This window comes from Amycolatopsis sp. NPDC050768 (assembly GCF_040654155.1).
Lineage (GTDB): Bacteria > Actinomycetota > Actinomycetes > Mycobacteriales > Pseudonocardiaceae > Amycolatopsis.
The window spans coordinates 23,525-40,058 of sequence record NZ_JBFAHL010000028.1 but is presented as its reverse complement, the minus strand read 5'-3'; the positions used below and the strand labels follow the sequence as shown (position 1 = coordinate 40,058).

Annotated in this window: 15 protein-coding genes; 6 read left to right on the top strand and 9 right to left on the bottom strand. The window is 70.9% G+C overall.

Annotation, left to right across the window (positions count from 1 at the left end; all coding sequences use genetic code 11):
- Positions 1–233: 233 nt before the first annotated feature.
- The 4 genes from AB0H62_RS47190 to AB0H62_RS47175 all read right to left on the bottom strand — a co-directional run bounded on the left by AB0H62_RS47190 (position 234) and on the right by AB0H62_RS47175 (position 3,695).
- Positions 234–707, bottom strand: a complete 474-nt coding sequence (locus AB0H62_RS47190; protein WP_360592627.1) for a hypothetical protein — start codon at positions 705–707, stop codon at positions 234–236.
- A gap of 377 nt (positions 708–1,084) precedes the next feature.
- The gene (locus tag AB0H62_RS47185; protein ID WP_360592626.1) at positions 1,085–1,654 is read right to left on the bottom strand and encodes an LppA family lipoprotein; all 570 of its coding nucleotides are present in this window, start codon (positions 1,652–1,654) and stop codon (positions 1,085–1,087) included.
- A gap of 26 nt (positions 1,655–1,680) precedes the next feature.
- A complete protein-coding gene (locus tag AB0H62_RS47180) occupies positions 1,681–3,375 on the bottom strand; it encodes an alpha/beta hydrolase (RefSeq protein ID WP_360592625.1) in 1,695 nt (564 codons plus the stop codon).
- On the bottom strand, positions 3,375–3,695 hold the full coding sequence (locus AB0H62_RS47175) for a type VII secretion target (protein ID WP_360592624.1): 321 nt from the start codon (positions 3,693–3,695) through the stop codon (positions 3,375–3,377). Before AB0H62_RS47175 ends, AB0H62_RS47180 begins: the two co-directional genes overlap by 1 nt.
- A 323-nt stretch (positions 3,696–4,018) precedes the next feature.
- Between AB0H62_RS47175 and AB0H62_RS47170 the strand changes: the two genes are divergently transcribed.
- Positions 4,019–4,870, top strand: a complete 852-nt coding sequence (locus tag AB0H62_RS47170) for a M23 family metallopeptidase (protein WP_360592623.1) — start codon at positions 4,019–4,021, stop codon at positions 4,868–4,870.
- 135 nt (positions 4,871–5,005) lie between these two features.
- Complete coding sequence (locus AB0H62_RS47165) at positions 5,006–6,070, top strand: DUF4192 domain-containing protein (RefSeq protein ID WP_360592622.1); 1,065 nt, start codon at positions 5,006–5,008, stop codon at positions 6,068–6,070.
- 69 nt (positions 6,071–6,139) lie between these two features.
- Here the strand turns inward: AB0H62_RS47165 and galE are convergent, their stop codons facing one another.
- From galE to AB0H62_RS47150, 3 genes are all read right to left on the bottom strand, one after another.
- Positions 6,140–7,120, bottom strand: a complete 981-nt coding sequence (gene galE, locus AB0H62_RS47160) for a UDP-glucose 4-epimerase GalE (protein ID WP_220238127.1) — start codon at positions 7,118–7,120, stop codon at positions 6,140–6,142.
- Positions 7,121–7,329: 209 nt separating this feature from the next.
- Positions 7,330–8,514 (bottom strand): galactokinase, encoded by a 1,185-nt coding sequence (gene galK, locus AB0H62_RS47155; RefSeq protein ID WP_360592621.1) that lies wholly within the window; start codon positions 8,512–8,514, stop codon positions 7,330–7,332.
- Entirely contained in the window at positions 8,511–9,233 is a 723-nt protein-coding gene (locus AB0H62_RS47150) for a metal-dependent transcriptional regulator (RefSeq protein ID WP_304504291.1), read from the bottom strand. Before AB0H62_RS47150 ends, galK begins: the two co-directional genes overlap by 4 nt.
- Positions 9,234–9,343: 110 nt before the next feature.
- Here AB0H62_RS47150 and AB0H62_RS47145 point away from each other — a divergent pair, with 110 nt between their 5' ends.
- The 3 genes from AB0H62_RS47145 (at position 9,344) to AB0H62_RS47135 (ending at position 14,140) form a co-directional block, all read left to right on the top strand.
- Positions 9,344–10,183, top strand: a complete 840-nt coding sequence (locus tag AB0H62_RS47145) for a sulfurtransferase (protein ID WP_360592620.1) — start codon at positions 9,344–9,346, stop codon at positions 10,181–10,183.
- Positions 10,184–10,259: 76 nt separating this feature from the next.
- Complete coding sequence (locus AB0H62_RS47140; RefSeq protein ID WP_220238131.1) at positions 10,260–11,432, top strand: acetoin utilization protein AcuC; 1,173 nt, start codon at positions 10,260–10,262, stop codon at positions 11,430–11,432.
- Between the two features lie 2 nt (positions 11,433–11,434).
- Entirely contained in the window at positions 11,435–14,140 is a 2,706-nt protein-coding gene (locus AB0H62_RS47135; protein ID WP_360592619.1) for a GNAT family N-acetyltransferase, read from the top strand.
- Between the two features lie 4 nt (positions 14,141–14,144).
- On the opposite strand, the gene AB0H62_RS47130 is transcribed toward AB0H62_RS47135, so the two are convergent.
- The gene (locus AB0H62_RS47130) at positions 14,145–14,594 is read right to left on the bottom strand and encodes a carboxymuconolactone decarboxylase family protein (protein ID WP_220238133.1); all 450 of its coding nucleotides are present in this window, start codon (positions 14,592–14,594) and stop codon (positions 14,145–14,147) included.
- Between the two features lie 84 nt (positions 14,595–14,678).
- Here AB0H62_RS47130 and AB0H62_RS47125 point away from each other — a divergent pair, with 84 nt between their 5' ends.
- Positions 14,679–15,512, top strand: coding sequence for a sigma-70 family RNA polymerase sigma factor (locus AB0H62_RS47125; protein ID WP_360592618.1), 834 nt, complete (start codon positions 14,679–14,681; stop codon positions 15,510–15,512).
- On the opposite strand, the gene AB0H62_RS47120 is transcribed toward AB0H62_RS47125, so the two are convergent.
- Entirely contained in the window at positions 15,502–16,527 is a 1,026-nt protein-coding gene (locus AB0H62_RS47120) for an acyl-CoA dehydrogenase family protein (RefSeq protein WP_220238135.1), read from the bottom strand. The genes AB0H62_RS47125 and AB0H62_RS47120 overlap by 11 nt on opposite strands.
- Between the last annotated feature and the right edge of the window lie 7 nt (positions 16,528–16,534).

Genomic DNA, 16,534 nt, shown 5'->3' with positions numbered 1-16,534 from the left:
CGCAAAATGTACTTCGCGTCGCTTTCCTGGTTCCCGTCATCCACGGCAAACAGGAGGTACGCACCATGTCCAGGTTGCGACGGCTCGCACCGGACCTGACGTGGACACTCCTCCCGTCGAGGTGTTGCCAGTGGTGATCATCCGGTTCATCGACGCGGACGCTCGCGGATGGGGGCGCCATGGACTCGAGACGCCCGAGTGATGGTTCCCGAAGGCCGGCGGCGGCGCGCTCCTCAGGTCGGTCCTGGGGAGCGCGACAACTCAGGCAGCGCGGCGGTAATGACTGCGACGGTGAACTTGGCCAGAGCCAGCCCAGCTGCCGCCGGGCCAAGGAGGTCCTTCAGCCGAGTTCCCAGCCGACGCAGCTTCGCTTGATCAGGTACGGTCGCCTTTCCTTCGATCTCGATCTCGGCGGCCACCGCCTCAACCTCACGATGATCCACACCATCGACACCGGCGAGGCTCGGCAAGAGCGCCCGGGCACCCGCGGCCGCTTCTACCAGGCCTTCGACGTTGACCGCGCTGGCGTTCTGCGCCTGATTGACGTTCTGGCTGTGCCCAACAACCTGAGCGTTGCGCCCAGCGCTCACATTCACCGACTGGTCGGTGTACGAGGGCCGCTGACTGGCGTTCAATGCGGACACGTCTCCGTTGAACTCGCGGACACAGCGCAGGCCGTCCGGAGTGATGCTCACACGCAGCGGCATCGGCCGGTTCCAGCTCTTGTCCCTTGATCAGCCCAACCGCTTCCAGGTACTCCGTGCCCGCCTCTAGCTCGTCCGACGTAATTGCAACACCACCCGGGTCAACGGCACCCAAGTTCAAGATCTCGTCAGGGTTGGGTCGGTTCGCGTTGTTCTCGGCCAGCCACAGCATGAACGCTTGGTTGACCTGCTCGTCACGGGCCATGCTCGACAGTCGATCAGGGAGCGCCGAGGGTTACAGGTCTACACCTATTCATCAGGCTGGTCTCCCGGACGCCGCGCCGGCTGCCCCGATGACAGTGCGGCGGCCGGGTTCAACCGAGACGCTCGCCGCGAGGCAGCTCTTGATGAGCAGGGGTCGGCTACGGCACTGGGGATGCTTAGTCGGTTGGCGCTGGCGCAGGGATTCCGCGTTTCTTGGCCGCAGCGGTGAGGTGGCAACCGAGGTTGATGCGGAGGCTGGTGTTCTGTGCGCTGCCGAAGGAGATCTCGCCGTCGGCGTGTGTGTTGTGGAAGATCGCGTCGTGAGATCCGGGACTGTCGTGCAAGCGCTGAGGTTGCGGTGTGAACCCGTACTTCTGCGCCACGGTTCCAATCACGGTCAAAGCCTTCTCATAGTCGCTTTCGGGCAGGTTTCCCGCGACGATGTGACTTGCCAGACTGCCGGTGACGCCGTCGGCGTCGATTCCGGGGTAGTCACCGGCGCAGGAGGCCCGTGAACCTTCGCTGCCGTTGGTCCAGGTTTTCAAGGATGCGATCTCGCGCGACAGCGATTGGCGAAGCTCGGTATCGATGGCGAGGTATTGCTGCGTCGCATCTTCGATGTTCGGTCGTTGCATCAGAGCCGCGAACGTCTTCGCGGTATCCGCGTTCACGTTTCCTCCTGAAGAGTCGTCGGTCGCGCCGCATGCGGCAGCGCTGCCTACGGCAAGGACGATCAGCAGGTTCATAGTCCACCGCGCGCCGCGGTGACGCCTCATCGGGGAGCTCCAGCGATGACAGTGCCCTTGTATTGCGCAAGGTCGGGGTGTCCGGTGGTGATAGCAGCCATGTTGTAGAGACTGGTGGATTTGCCGTCGAGGTATCCACTGTGGCCGCTGGTGGCGTTGAGCTGGCCGAGCTCTGTAGCGCTGGCGTCGGTGGACATCTGGTGGTACTGCGACATCGCGTCCGGGCTGTAATAGGGGCTCGGTCCGAGTGTCCCGTGGATGTTCGGCACCAGGTCGTCACCTGCGTCGTGTTCGTTGAACAAGTGGCCCTGCGGAACGTTGAGATGGTCGGAACCCTGTCCAGGGGAGCCGAACAGCATGGCGTCGTCGACAGGGGTGTCGTGTCCGAGAGCGAACCCGGTGGTGGTCGAGCCGTAACTGTGTCCGAGAGCGGTGAGGTGCAGTGGCGTATTCGATGCGTCGTGACCGGCGCCGATTCCGTTGTAGAACTTCGCGAGGCTGTCTCCCCCGGCCTTGGCGAGTTCGGGGCTGGCCACCGACTGTCTGGGATCCGCGACACCGTCCCGCTGCGGAGCTTGATATCCGATCCAGGTGACTGTCGCGGTGGGGCCGCCTCCGTGGCGGTCGGTGATGTCGTTGGCCATTCCCTTGAGGTCGTTCATGTTCTGGTCGTACTTGCCCAGGGAGCCGTCGACTGTCGTGGTGAAGCCCGGAGTGAAGACCGCGACGTTGTTGGCCTTATCTACGTCGCCGACCGCGATCGCGGCTTCGACGCGTTGATGGCTCGTGTCCAGCAGAAGAAGTTGGCGACCCCCCTGGCCCATCGTTGTCGCGATCGCATCCAGTGACGCGAGTTTGTCGTTGGCTTGCTGCAGTTGGCCCAGGGCTGCCTTCATGATTCCACCCGACGGGTCATAGACCGCTTTCGCTTGTTCGATCATGGCCTGCGCGGCGGTGCGTTGTTGCTCCAGGGCAGCGCGTTCGGCCGGCAATCGGGCCATGTTGGCCTGGGAGCGGACAGCGGCGAGCAACCCGTCGCGGTTGCCGAGCCAGTCAGGGTGATCACGAAGCAGGATCGCCCGCCTCGCGGTCGAGAGAGTGGCCCACCAGGCCGGGTTCTCGGCCGGGGTCGCATTGGGTGAGGGTTCGGGCAGGGTGAGCCCGGGATCTTTGACTCCGTCTGCGGCAGCGGCGGCGACAGTGGATTCGTCGCCGGTACCGAACTGGCCTGCCGCTGCCCGGTCCAGCACCGAGGCCAGATCCGTGTCGATGTCATCGGCGGTGCGCAGGATCTGCGCGACGTCGTCCACCAGCTGGGTGTGGGTGCGTGCTCGGTCCTCGGGGTTTAGGTCCGGGGGCACTTGCTGTCCGGCGAAGGTGTCGGCGACAGCACCAGCGTCGGTGATCTGGTAGCCGTACTTGTGGGCCAAATCCTCCGCATTGGTGAGGGCGCTCTGGACACCAGTGATGGCATCGGCGGCTTGCGCGATCGTTTTGCCGAGGGCGGCGGCTCCCGCGGCGATGGTATCCAGCCCGCGTGTCAGGGCGCGGTGCTGGGCGGCCGCGTTGTCAGCGGCATCGCCGCTCCATCCCTCGACGGGGAGGGTCTTGGCGAAGTCGTCCCCGTCATTGATCAGGATCTGGGTACAAGTCTGCAGCAGCGAGAAAATGTCCTCCAATGCGGCGGGGCTCCAGGCCCGGACATCGGCGAGCGACACCATCAGCGCGGCCCTCTCATCCCCGGCGCGGCCTGCGGGAACACCCCAGCCAGTGCATGATCGCCCTGATGGTAGCGGTCAGCCGCGGTGCCCAGGTGCTCGGCAAGCCGCCGTGCTTCATCGCACCACTCGGTGAATGTGGCCGCCAACGCCTCCCGGCACCGCCCTGCCGCGGCCGCAGCCTTGCCCCCAGGCACCGTCGCAGCCACTCGTCCGGCCGGCTCAGCGCAGTCAGCGCCACGTAGGCCATCCACCTTCTCCCCGGCCGCCCGGCCCGCCGCACTGAGCGCGTCCGGCAGCGCCGTGAAGCCTCCCGACTCCATCGCCCCGCCTCCCCTGCCACCAAACCCTGTCGCCGATGGCGTCGTGTCACCGCACGGTCACCGTACGGCAGTGATCACGCGGGGTTCAACGCCACAGGTGACGGATGCGTAGATCTACTCAAGCCCGCCGGGGCCGATCTTGGGTCCCCGTTTCACGGAATGGTTTTCCGCCGTAGGGGCCGGCGTCGAAAACAGGGTCGGTCGAGGCCGTTCGCCGTCGGGACACCCGTTGCTACCAGGTGGTTTGCCCGGCATGTACGTAAAATGTACTTCGCGTCGCTTTCCTGGTTCCCGTCATCCACGCCAAACAGGAGGTACGCACCATGTCCAGGTTGCGACGGCTCGCCGTGTTCGCCGCTGCCGCGGTGTTGCCCGCGCTCGGTCTCACGTTCGCCGCCCAGGCGCCCGCGTCCGCCGCGCCGAACTTCCAGGTGCCGTTCAAGTGCGGGGTCACCGTGACGGCCGCGACGTTCAGCGGGCACAGCCCCGCCAACTCCGTCGACTTCCAGAAGACCGGCATCACGGGCATGCCCGTGGTCGCGTCGGTGGCCGGCACCGTCACGCGCGTCGAGAACGAGGGCAGCACCAGCTACGGCCGCTGGATCGAACTCGACCACGGCGGCGGCTGGCGGACCCGCTACGCGCACTTGTCCGCGCAGGAGGTGTCCGTGGGCCAGAAGGTGAGCGGGGGCGCCGAAATCGGCAAGGCGGGCGCGACGGGCGGTGTGACGGGACCGCACCTGCACTTCGAGGAGAACCTCAACGGCGTGACGCAGAAGGCCGTGCTGAACGGCGTCGCGGCCGTCTACTACGGCAAGAAGGACTTCACGAGCAAGAACAACTGCGGCGGCAACCCCTATTCGGCCACGGAGGTGTGCGGCTCCGGGTTCTCGGTGATCGACCAGCAGGGGCTGGGCTCGTCCGGCACCGCGTACCTGCTGTACAACGCTTCGACGAAGGCCAACTGCGTGACGACGCTGAAGTCCGTTTCGCTGGGTACCGCGAGCCCGACGTCGGCGTTCCTGGAGGTGCAGGGCCAGGCGCGCACGACCGACTCCGGCAACTTCACCTACTACGCGGGGCCGGTGAAGAAGACCGCGGGCGCCACCTGCGTGAAGTGGGGCGGTTCGGTGGGTGCGGACAACTACACGAGCCCGTTCGAGCACTGCGGCTGAGCGCCTAGCACACGGCACCGACACGAACCCGGTCCAGCCCGCGCGGCTGGGCCGGGTTTTCCACAACTGCCGCAGTTGTCCACAGATTTCCGCTGATGTCTCCCCACGCCCGTTTTCCGCCGCACAGTGGAGTGCGTGACCACCTCGACCCCACCCGGCACGGCCCGGGCTCTGCTCACCGACCCGGCGCAGCTCATCGCGGCGCTCCCGTACTTGCTCGGCTTCAAGCCCGCCGACTCCGTGGTGCTGCTCGGGCATCGCCCGCCCGGCACGCGGATCGGCCTGATCCTGCGCGCGGACCTGCCACCCGGCGATCTCCTTGCGGAGCAAGCGGATGCGCTCGCGCCACGCTTCCGCGTGGACGACCACACAGGCGTCACCGTGGTGATCGTCGGCGGCCGGGCCGGTCCCGACGGCGAGCTGCCCCACGCCGAGTTCGCCGGGGAACTGAGCCGCGCGCTCAAGGAGTACGAGCTGCCCGTGATGCATCCATTGTGGACACCGGAGATCGCGGCCGGGGCACCGTGGGCGTGCTACCGCGAACCGACCTGCGGCGGCCTGCTGCCGGATCCTCGCGACACCGTGGTGGCCGCGACGATCACCAACGCCGGCTTCGTCTCCTTCCCCCGCCGCGACGACGTCTTGGCCTTGCTGGAGCCACGTTCTCCTTCGGCTCTGGTGCGGCGCCGCGCCCTGCTCTCCCGCGCGGCCCCACCGTGGGATCCCGACGACCTGCTCGCGGCGGCCGCCGAGGTACGCGCGGCGTTCTTCCGCCACCGCCGGGCCGAAGGTCCGCCGTCCGACGACCAAGCGGTGCGCCTCGCCCACGCCCTGCGCGTCCCGAAGGTCCGCGACGCCTGCCTCGCCACGGCGGTGCCGCCGGAGTCGCCCATCGCCGTGGCCGCGATGAGCCTGTGGCTGGAGCTCGTGCGTGAACTGCCCGCGCCCCACCGCGCGGACGCCGCCGCCCTAGTCGCGTACGCCGCCCTCATGCGCAGCGAAGGCGCCCTCGCGGGCATGGCCCTGACCAACGCCCTGGACGCCTGCCCCGAGCACGTCCTCGCGCAGCTCCTCCACGCGGCCTGGAACCTCGGCACGGACCCGTCGAGACTCGCCGGGTTGGCTTCGCTGCCGGATGCCGTGGACCTGGGCTTGTCGCTACCGGAACTCGGCCTGGACCCGGATGCCGGAACGTGGTGAAGCAGCACGGAAAACGCGTCCGGCGGGCCCAGGCTCGCCAAGAGCCCGGACCCGCCGGAAGGAGGTCGGTCAGGAGCGGCGCGACTGCGTGAACGCCCAGGCGTCGGAGACGATGCCGTCGAGGTCGGTGCGGTCGGGTTTCCAGCCGAGTTCGCGGCCGGCCTTTTCGCTGGAGGCCACGAGGACCGACGGGTCGCCCGCGCGGCGCGGGGCGATCTCGGCGGGGATCGGGTGGCCGGTCACGCGGCGGCAGGACTCGACGACCTCCAGCACGGAGAAGCCGGTGCCGCTGCCGAGGTTGTAGATGCGGTGTTCGCCGGGCGTCGCGTGGCGGAGGGCGAGCTGGTGGGCGTCGGCGAGGTCGACGACGTGGATGTAGTCGCGGACGGCCGTGTGGTCGGCCGTCGGGTAGTCGTCGCCGTAGATGGAGATGTGGGCGCGGTCGCCGGTGGCGACCTGGAGCACGAGGGGGATGAGGTGGGTTTCGGTGGTGTGGCGCTCGCCGAAGGCGTGGTAGGCGCCGGCGACGTTGAAGTAGCGCAGGCTCACCGCGGCGATCCCGTGGGCGCGGGCGAAGCTCGTGATGGCGTGGTCGATCGCTAGCTTGGAAGCGCCGTAGGTGTTGGTGGGCTGCGTCGGCGCGGTCTCCGGGATCGGCGACGACTCGGGCTCGCCGTAGGTGGCCGCGGTGGAGGAGAACACCAGGCGCGGCGTGCCGTGGGCCTTCATGGCCTCCAGCAGGCGCAGGGAGGTGACGACGTTGCCTTCCCAGTACTTCGCCGGGTCCGTCATCGACTCGCCGACGAGCGACTTCGCGGCGAAGTGCAGCACGCCGTCGAAGCCCTCGGCGAGGATGTCGGCGGCGACGGCGGCGGCGTCGCCCTCGATGAAGCGCGCGTCGGGGTGCACGGCGTCGGCGTGCCCGGTGGACAGGTCGTCCACGACCGTGACCTGGTGACCGGCCTCGATGAGCCGCGCGGCGCACACGCTGCCCACGTAGCCGGCGCCACCCGTGACGATCAGTTTCAGGGGGCTCTGCGGGTCCGTCACGGTGTGGCCTTTCCGGTGTGGGCGGTGACTGTGCGCCACAGTCTTCCCTCACCGCGCCGCGCCCGGCCGCCCGGGGTTGCCGCGGCCGGTCCGGCCCGCCGGCGGACGCGCGGGCTCCGGACACGGCGCTGCCCCCGAGACCGGAGTCCCGAGGGCAGTGCCGAAGCCAAAGCAGCCGAAGCCGATACGCAGCAGAAGCCGAGACCGCGTCAGACGGCGTCGCGGCCCGCGCCGCGGGAAGGGACCGCGGTGAACGTGCGGGGGCGGCGGAGCCCGGCGGCCTCGAAGGCCTGCTCGACCGCAGTGCGGACGTGCTCCAGGTCGGCCTCGCGGACCAGCGCGATGGCCGAGCCGCCGAAGCCGCCGCCGGTCATGCGGGCACCCAGGGCGCCGGCTGAGCGGGCGGAGTCCACGGCGAGGTCGAGTTCGGAGGTGGAGATGCGGTAGTCGTCGCGCATGCTGGCGTGGGAGGCGTCCAGGTGCGGGCCGATGTCGGTGAGGCGGCCCTCGCGCAGTAGGGCCACGACGTCGAGCACGCGCTGGTTCTCGGTGACCACGTGGCGCACGAGCGGCGCGAGGTCGTCCGGCAGCTGGGCCAGCGCTGCGTCCAGGCCTTCGAGGGTGACGTCGCGCAGGGCCTTCACGCCCAGCAGCTCGGCGGCGCGCTCGGTGCCGCGGCGGCGTTCGCCGTAGCCGCCTTCGGCGTGGGAGTGCTTGGTGCGCGTGTCCATGATCAGCACGCGGACGCCGGCCTCGGCGAGCGGGAAGGGCACCTGTTCCATCTCGCCGGAGCGGACGTCGAGGAACAGCACGCAGGAGTCCTGGCAGCACAAGGACGCCGTCTGGTCCAGCAGGCCGGTGGGGGCGCCGACGAAGTCGTTTTCGGAACGCTGCACCCAGCGGGCGATCTCCGGGCGGGTCGGGGTGCCGGGCAGCTCGGCGTCGAGTTCGACGCCGGCGAGGCCGAGCAGCGCGAGCGTGACGGCGCACTCGAGGGCGTGGGAGGAGGACAGGCCGGCGCCGGAGGGGACGTCGCCGGCGATGACCAGGTCGGCGCCCGCGGCGTGGCCGTGGTCGCGCAGCACCCAGGCGACGCCCGCGGGATAGGCGGCCCAGCCCTCCACCGAACCCGGTTCGAGGGAAGCGATGTCGAGGAGATCGGAGTACTGGAACTGGCCGTCGTCGCCGAGGGTGGCGACGTTGAGCTTGCTGTCGTCACGCGGCGTGGCCGCCACGGCGAGGCGGTGGGGGAGGGCGAAGGGCAGCACGAAGCCGTCGTTGTAGTCGGTGTGCTCACCGATCAGGTTCACCCGGCCGGGAGCGGACCAGACCCCGGCCGGGGCGCGGCCGTGGATCCGGTGGAACGCGCCTGCGGCGTCTTCGGCGGCGCTCACCTGGCCTGTGCCAGCACGGCGTGCAGCGCCGAGGTGGACACCTGTGCCGAGGAGTCGCTGCCGGTGACCTCGATGGTCACGGTGCCGCCGTTGGCCTTGCCGACCGTGACGCGGCCGCCGGGCACGATGCCGACGGACTTGAGCTCGGTGAGCAGCGACTCGTCGAGCTGCACGTGCTCGGCGATGCGCCGCACCACGACGTCGCCGCCGCCGGTGCGGGCGAACTCGTCGAGGCGCACGAGGTCGGACTCGGCGGGCGGCGCGGGGTCGCCGTCGCCCAGCTTGTCGAGGCCCGGGATCGGGTTGCCGTAGGGCGAGGTGGTCGGGTGGTCGAGCAGCTTGACCAGCTTGCGCTCGACGGCCTCGCTCATCACGTGTTCCCAGCGGCACGCCTCGGTGTGCACGTGTTCCCACTCGAGCCCGATGACGTCGACGAGGAGGCGCTCGGCGAGACGGTGCTTGCGCATCACGGCGATGGCCAGCTCACGACCGTGGTCGGTCAGCTGCAGGTGCCGGTCGTCGGCCACGACCACCAGCCCGTCGCGTTCCATCCTGGCCACGGTCTGGCTCACGGTCGGCCCGCTCTGCTGCAGGCGTTCGGCGATCCGTGCCCGCAGCGGGACGACACCCTCTTCTTCAAGCTCGTAGATGGTACGCAAGTACATCTCGGTGGTGTCGATGAGATCGTTCACGCTGTCCCCTTCGTCCGCGTAGCTCATCGTAGTCGTTGGCCCCGACAGCGACGGCACGCGCCGACATAACAAGCCGGGCGGGCTGAAAAGTCCGGCCCGGGTGCGTGTGCGGCGCCCGGACCTGCAGGATGGGGCGCATGGGACCGCTGATCACCCCCGCCGAGCTCGCCGCCCTGCCCGAAGCGCGGCGCCCCGTGGTGCTGGACGTCCGCTGGCGCCTGGCCGGGCCGCCCGCCGCCGAGTCCTACCGCGAGGGCCACGTGCCCGGGGCGGTGTTCGTCGACCTCGACACCGCGCTGGCCGCCCCGCCCGGCGACGGCGGCCGCCACCCCCTGCCCGACCCCGCCGATCTGCAGCGTGAGCTGCGCGAAGCCGGCGTGAGCGCCGGGCGCCCGGTGATCGTGTACGACGACGCCGACGGCTCCGTCGCCGCGCGGGCCTGGTGGTTGCTGCGCTGGGCCGGCCACACCGACGTGGCGGTGCTCGACGGCGGTTACGCAGCGTGGCTCGCCGAAGGCCGCGAAACGACCACCGACGCCCCCACCCCCGAACCCGGCGACTTCGAGGTGCGCCCGGGCGGCATGCCGGTGCTCACCGCCGACGAAGCCGCCGCCCGCGCCCGCGCCGGAGTGCTGTTCGACGCCCGTGCGCACGCGCGCTACACGGGCGAGACCGAGCCGGTCGACCCGCGCGCCGGCCACATCCCCAGGGCGATCAGCGCGCCGTCGGCCGAGCACGTCGGTGAAGACGGCCGCTGGCGCACGCCCGCCGACCTCGCCGCGCGCTTCGCGGGCCTGGGGCTCGAAGAAGGCACCCCCGTCGGCGCCTACTGCGGCTCCGGCGTCACCGCTTCGTCGGTCGTGCTCGCGCTGGAAGTCGCGGGCCACCCCGAGCCGGCGGCGCTGTACGCCGGCTCCTGGTCGCACTGGTCGCGCGACCCCGAACGCCCCGCCGCGACCGGCCCCGAGCGCGGCTGAACGACCGCGCCCGAACCACCGCAGGCACCGAAGCTGAACCCGGCTCGGGCACGCCGGGGCCAGTACAGTGCGGTACATGTCCTCGCCTGCTGTCGTCTGGGATGCCGCACTGCTGGGGTACGACCTGGGCGGGGAGCATCCGTTCAACCCCGTCCGCCTGGAGCTCACGATCCGGCTGGCCACGGAGCTCGGTGTGCTGAACGACGTCGAGCTGCTCGTGCCCACCGCGGCGGGTGATGAGGAGCTGCTGCGCATCCACGCGCCCGAGTACCTCGCGGCCGTGCGGGAGGCGCCGCTCGTCGGGTGGGACGTCGGGCACGGGCTGGGCACGGCGGACAACCCGGTGTTCAGCGGGATGCACGACGCGTCGGCGCTGGTGGTCGGCTCGACGCTGCTCGCGGCGCGCAAGATCGCCGAGGGGGAGGTGAAGCGCGCGGTCAACATCGCGGGCGGGCTGCACCACGCGATGCGCGACTACGCGTCGGGCTTCTGCGTCTACAACGACTGCGCCATCGCCATTTCCTGGCTGCTCGACCACGGTTTCGACCGCATCGCTTACCTCGACACCGACGTGCACCACGGCGACGGGGTCCAGACCGCCTTCTACGACGACCCGCGCGTGCTCACCGTTTCGCTGCACCAGCATCCGTTCACGCTCTGGCCCGGCACCGGCTACGCCGCCGAGATCGGCAATGGCAAGGCCGCCGGCACTTCGGTCAACATCCCGCTGCCGCCGCACACCAAGGACCCGGGCTGGCTGCGGGCGTTCAACGCGGTCGTCCCCTCGCTGCTGGCCGAGTTCGAACCGCAGATCCTCGTGACGCAGTGCGGCGTCGACTCGCACGAGGAAGACCCGCTGGCCGACCTTTCGCTGTCGGTCGACGGGCACCGCACCATCTACTCGACGATGCGCGACCTCGCCGAGACCTACAGCGGCGGGCGCTGGCTCGCCGTCGGCGGGGGCGGCTACCAGCTGATCCGCGTGGTCCCGCGCTCGTGGACGCACCTGATCGCCACGGTGCTCGACCGCGACGTCGCGCCCGACACGGGGCTGCCGCCCGGCTGGGTCTCCTCGATCACCAAGGCCGCGCCGACCGCCGAGATCCCGCACGCGATGACCGATGAAAAGGACACGGCGTTCAAGCCGTGGGGCGACGCCGCCGACGACCCGGTCGACCTCGCGATCCGCGACACCCGCCGCGCGGTGTTCCCGCTGCACGGCCTCGACCCGGACGATCCCAGGGACTGACCATGTCCGAAGACCCGGCACCCGGAAACGGCCTGCGCGACCCGTACGACTACCCCCGCGACTGGGAGGCCGACGTCGTCCTGTCCGACGGCGGCACCGTGCACCTGCGGCCCGTGGTGCCCACGGACGCCGACGGCCTCGTCGCCTTCCACAGCAGGCTTTCCGAGCGCACGCGCTACCTGCGCTACTTCGGCGCCTACCCGCGGATCCCCCCGCGCGACTTGCAGCGGTTCTCCACTGTGGACCACCACGACCGGGTCGCGTTCGTGGCGCTGCTCGGCGGCGACATCGTGGCCGTCGGGCGCTACGAACGGCTCGACGGCGGTCCCTCGGCCGAGGTCGCGTTCGTCGTCGACGACAAGCACCAGGGCCGCGGGCTCGGCTCGATCCTGCTGGAGCACCTGGCCGCCGCCGCGTCGGAGAGCGGGCTGCGCCGGTTCGTCGCCGAGGTCCTCGCCGAGAACGCGCCCATGGTTCGCGTGTTCCGCGACGCCGGCTACCAGGTCAGCCGCGCCATCGAGGAAGGTGTGCTGCACCTGGAGTTCAGCATCGACCCGACGGAGGAGTCGCTCGCAGTCGCGCGCTCGCGCGAGCAGGCGGCCGAGGCGCGCAGCGTGCACAACCTGCTGCACCCGCGCTCGGTCGCGGTGATCGGCGCTTCGGCCGACCACACGAAGGTCGGCCACGTCGCCTTCCGCAACCTGCTCGCTGCCGACTTCACGGGCACGGTCTTCCCGGTCAACCCCGAGCACCGCTCGGTGCGCGGCGTGCGCGCGTACGCGTCGGTGCTCGACATCCCGGACCCCGTTGACCTCGCACTGGTCGCCGTGCCCGCCGAGCTCGTCGAGTCCGTGCTCGACGCGTGTCTCGCCAAGGGCGTGAAGACGCTGGTGATCGTCTCCGGCGGGTTTGCCGAGTCCGGCCCGCTCGGCCTGCACGCCGAGCTGCGGCTCGTCGGCGAGGCCCGCGCGCACGGCATGCGCGTGGTCGGCCCGAACGCGCTCGGCGTGCTCAACACCGCGCCCGGCGTGCGGCTCAACGCCACCCTCGCACCGCAGCTGCCGCGCCGCGGGCACACGGGCTTCTTCTGCCAGTCCGGTGCGCTGGGCACGGCGATCCTGGCCGACGCCGGTTCGCGCGGCCTGGGCCTGTCCACGTTCGTCTCCGCCGGCAACCGCGCCGACGTCTCGGGCAACGATCTGTTGCAGTACTGGGAAACCGACCCCGAGACCGACCTCGTGCTGCTCTACCTCGAGTCCTTCGGCAACCCGCGCAAGTTCGCCCGCCTGGCGCGGCGACTCGCGCGGAACAAGCCGATCGTCGCGGTGAAGTCGGGCCGCCACGCCGTGCGTCCCCAGCTGGCCGCCACGTCGGCCGAGGTCGACGAGGCGAGCGTGCAGGCGCTGTTCGAACAGGCCGGCGTGGTGCGCGTGGAGTCGCTCGCGCAGCTGTTCGACACCGCGCTCGTGTTCGCCCACCAGCCGCTGCCGGCCGGGCCGCGGATCGCCATCGTCGGCAACTCGAGCGCGATCGGGCTGCTCGCGGCGGACACCGCGCGGGCGCAGGGGCTGCACCTCGCGTTCGACCCCGTGGACATCGGCCCGCAGGCCGGGCCCGACGCGTTCGCCGCCGCCGTGCGCGAAGCCCTCGACTCGCCCGAGACCGACGCGCTCATCGCCGTGTTCGCCCCGCCGATCAACATTCCTGGCACCGCGTACGCGCGGGCGCTGAAGGAAGCCGTGCTGGAGCACGAGCGCACGAAGCCGGTCGTCTCCACGTTCCTCGCGGTCGAGGGTGTGCCCGACGAATTGGCCGTGCTGAGCGAAGACGGTGTACCCACGCGGGGTTCGATCCCGTCGTACCCGAGCCCGGAACGCGCGGTGACCGCGTTGTCCCGCGTGGTGCGGTATTCGGCGTGGCGGCAGCGTCCACAGGGGACGCTGGTGCGCCCGGGTGGGCTGCACGTCGAGCAGGCGCAGTCGATCGTGCGCGAGCTGCTCGCCGAAGCCGACGGCCATTCCATGATGCTGTCCGACGACGACGTGGTGCGGCTGCTCGGCTGCTACGGCGTCGATGTGGTCCCGTTCCGCGTGGTGTCCGATGTGGACGCTGCCGTCGAGGCCGCCGCGGAGCTGAGCTACCCGGTCACGCTCAAGGCCGTGGACGAGCGGCTGCGCGGCCGGCCCGACCTCGCGGGCGTGCGCCTGGACCTCACTTCGGAGGACTCCGTGCGCGTGGCCTACCGCGACCTGTGCGAGGTCTCCGGCGACAACGAGCTCTACGTGCAACGCATGGCGGCCAAAGGAATCTCGTGCGTGATCGGGCTGCAGGACGACCCGTCGTTCGGCACGCTCGTGTCGTTCGGGCTCTCGGGCCTGGTCAGCACGCTGCTCGGCGATCGTGCCTACCGCGCGGTGCCGGTCACCGACGTCGACGCCGCCACGCTCATCCGCGAGCCCCGCACGTCGCCCCTGCTCACCGGCTACCGCGGCGACGAACCCGCCGACCTCGCGGCGCTGCAGGACATGGTGCTGCGCGTCGCCGCGCTGGCGGAGGACAACCCGGAAGTCCGGTCCCTGGCTCTCGACCCGATCCTCGCCTCGCCCGACGGCGCCTTCGTGGCCAACGCGCGCATGGTGCTGGGCCCGCCGCCGACCCGGCCGGACACCGGGCCGCGGCGGTTGCGCCACATCACGCCGTCGGACTGACGGCTCACCAGGTCTTGCCGGCCTGCTCCCCGTTGATCCGGTTGATGCGGTTGAAGAAGTTGGTCAGCGCGATCTCCAGCGTGAGCGCCGACAGCTGCTCCTCGGTGAAGTGGGCGGCCACGGCGTCCCGGATCTCGGGGGTGACGCCCGCCGCGCCGTCCTGCAGGCGGGTGGCCGACTCGGTCAGCGCGAGCGCCGCCGCTTCCGCGTCGGTGAAGAAGGGCGTGTCGCGCCAGGCGGCCACGTTGTGCAGCCGTTCGTCGGTCTCCCCGTGCTTCTTCGCCGCTTCGACCCCGGCGTACACGCAGGGGCTGCAGCCGTTGATCTGGCTCGCGCGCAGGTGGACCAGCCCCAGCAGGCCCGGGTCGACGCCGCCGGCGTGGATCGCGCGGGTCAGGTGCTGGATCGCGGTCATCACGTCGGTGTTCGCCGCGCGCTTCGTCGGTGCTGTCATCTCTGGTGCTCCTCCATCGGTTACCTGTGCCCCTTCGGGCTCGTCATCCCCCATGACGGAGCAGTGGCGAGGAAGGTAACGACCATGACCGACCCGATCGCGGAAGCGTTCGAATCCCAGCGCGAACGGCTGCGCGCCGTCGCCTACCGCGTGCTCGGGTCGCACGCCGACGCCGACGACGTCGTGCAGGACGCGTGGCTGCGTCTGTCCCGCCAGGACCCGGCGGCCATCGACAACCTCGGCGGCTGGCTCACCACGGTCGTCGGCCGCCTCAGCCTCGACGTGCTGCGCGCGCGGCAGACCCGGCCGCAGGCACCGGGCGACGACCGGCTGCCCGACGGCGTGGTGCCCCTCGACGGGCCCGAGGACGACGTCGCGCTCGCCGACTCGGTCGGGTTCGCGCTGCTGGTGGTGCTCGACGCGCTCGGTCCCGGCGAGCGGCTGGCGTTCGTGCTGCACGACCTGTTCGCGGTGCCGTTCGAGGAGATCGGCCAGATCCTCGGCAAGTCCACCGCCGCGGCGAAGATGCTCGCCAGCCGCGCCCGCCGGAAGGTGCGGGACTCCGAGCGGCCTGCCGCCGTCGGACGGGAGCAGCGGGGCGTGGTCCGGGCCTTCCTGGCGGCGGCTCGCGACGGTGACTTCGCGGGGCTGCTGCAGGTGCTCGACCCCGACGTGCGGTTGACGGCCGAGACCCCGGACGGTGTGGTCGTGGTGCTCGGCGCCACCAAGGTCGCGAGCGGCGCGCGGTTGTCCGGTGGCCTGGCCGCCGCGGGCCGGGACGTGCTCGTGTCCGGGCGCCCCGGCGTCGTGTCCCTCGACGAGGACGGCACGGTGGTGGCGCTGCTCGCGTTCACGATCGTCGCGGGGCGGATCACGGAGCTCACCGTCGTCACCGATCCGGCGAAGCTCACCGAGTGAGCAGACCGCCCAGAGTGAGCAGTTGCGCCGTGGCGCCGCCGCCGGTGAACTCGAGGCGTTTGGCCGCCGCGAAGTAGCGGTGCAGGGGGTGCTCGACGTCAATGCCGACACCGCCGTGCAGGTGCACCGCGGTATGGGCGACGCGGTGGCCGGCTTCGGCGGCCCAGTACTTCGCCGTGGCGATCTCGGCGTCGGCGGGCAGGCCTTCAGACAGGCGCCACGCGGCCTGCCACAGCGTGAGCCGCACGGCTTCGACGTCCAGGTAGGCGTCGGCGAGACGCTGGCGCACGGCCTGGAATCCGCCGAGCACGTGGCCGAACTGCTCGCGCTCACGCGTGTGGGCGGCCGTCAGCTCCAGGGCGCGCTCGACGACGCCCAGCTGCTGCGCGCACAACCCCACCGCGCCGCGCTGTCGCAACGCTTGACCGACCTCGCCCAGGGCCGTGCCGGGCGCGTCGACGAGCTGGACCAGGCCCGCGTCGGCGTGGTCGATCGTCTGCTGCGCCGCGACGGAGACGCCGGGGGCGTCGCGTTCGACCAGGAAAACACCGCGCGGGGTTTCGACCAGCAGCGCGTCGGCGAACGCCGCGAACGGCACCGCGGTCTGCGTACCGGTGAGCCGTCCGCCGGTCTCGGTGAAGCCGCCGGACGCGACCGCCAGCACGGCGGAACCGCGCGACACCGGCACCAGCCAGCGCTCCGCCAGCTCCGGCCGGCCCAGCTCCGCGAGCACCGAGGCCGACTGCACCACGGAAGCGCGGTAGGGCAGCGGCGCCACGGCCCGGCCGATCTCGATCAGCACCGAGCACTGCTCCAGCAAACCGAACCCGCCGCCGCCGACCGCGGCGGGCAGTGCCGCGTCGAGCACGCCCGACTGCGCGAGCCGCGTCCACAGCGGAGCATCGAAGCCGCCGGACCCGTGCGGCCCCAGCGTTTCCGGCGTCACATGGTCGGCGAGGATGCGGCGAGTCAGTGCGGCGAGGTCCTGCTGCGCCTCGGTGGGGGAGAAGTCCACGGCGATG

Excerpts from the sequence above, each read along its gene's own strand:
- AB0H62_RS47135 (WP_360592619.1), top strand. The coding sequence starts at position 11,435 with ATGTCCGAAGACCCGGCACCCGGAAACGGCCTGCGCGACCCGTACGAC.
- AB0H62_RS47175 (WP_360592624.1), bottom strand. The coding sequence starts at position 3,695 with ATGGAGTCGGGAGGCTTCACGGCGCTGCCGGACGCGCTCAGTGCGGCG.
- AB0H62_RS47170 (WP_360592623.1), top strand. The coding sequence starts at position 4,019 with ATGTCCAGGTTGCGACGGCTCGCCGTGTTCGCCGCTGCCGCGGTGTTG.
- AB0H62_RS47150 (WP_304504291.1), bottom strand. The coding sequence starts at position 9,233 with ATGAGCTACGCGGACGAAGGGGACAGCGTGAACGATCTCATCGACACC.
- AB0H62_RS47180 (WP_360592625.1), bottom strand. The coding sequence starts at position 3,375 with ATGGTGTCGCTCGCCGATGTCCGGGCCTGGAGCCCCGCCGCATTGGAG.
- AB0H62_RS47185 (WP_360592626.1), bottom strand. The coding sequence starts at position 1,654 with ATGAACCTGCTGATCGTCCTTGCCGTAGGCAGCGCTGCCGCATGCGGC.
- AB0H62_RS47145 (WP_360592620.1), top strand. The coding sequence starts at position 9,344 with ATGGGACCGCTGATCACCCCCGCCGAGCTCGCCGCCCTGCCCGAAGCG.
- AB0H62_RS47125 (WP_360592618.1), top strand. The coding sequence starts at position 14,679 with ATGACCGACCCGATCGCGGAAGCGTTCGAATCCCAGCGCGAACGGCTG.
- AB0H62_RS47190 (WP_360592627.1), bottom strand. The coding sequence starts at position 707 with ATGCCGCTGCGTGTGAGCATCACTCCGGACGGCCTGCGCTGTGTCCGC.
- AB0H62_RS47140 (WP_220238131.1), top strand. The coding sequence starts at position 10,260 with ATGTCCTCGCCTGCTGTCGTCTGGGATGCCGCACTGCTGGGGTACGAC.
- AB0H62_RS47130 (WP_220238133.1), bottom strand. The coding sequence starts at position 14,594 with ATGACAGCACCGACGAAGCGCGCGGCGAACACCGACGTGATGACCGCG.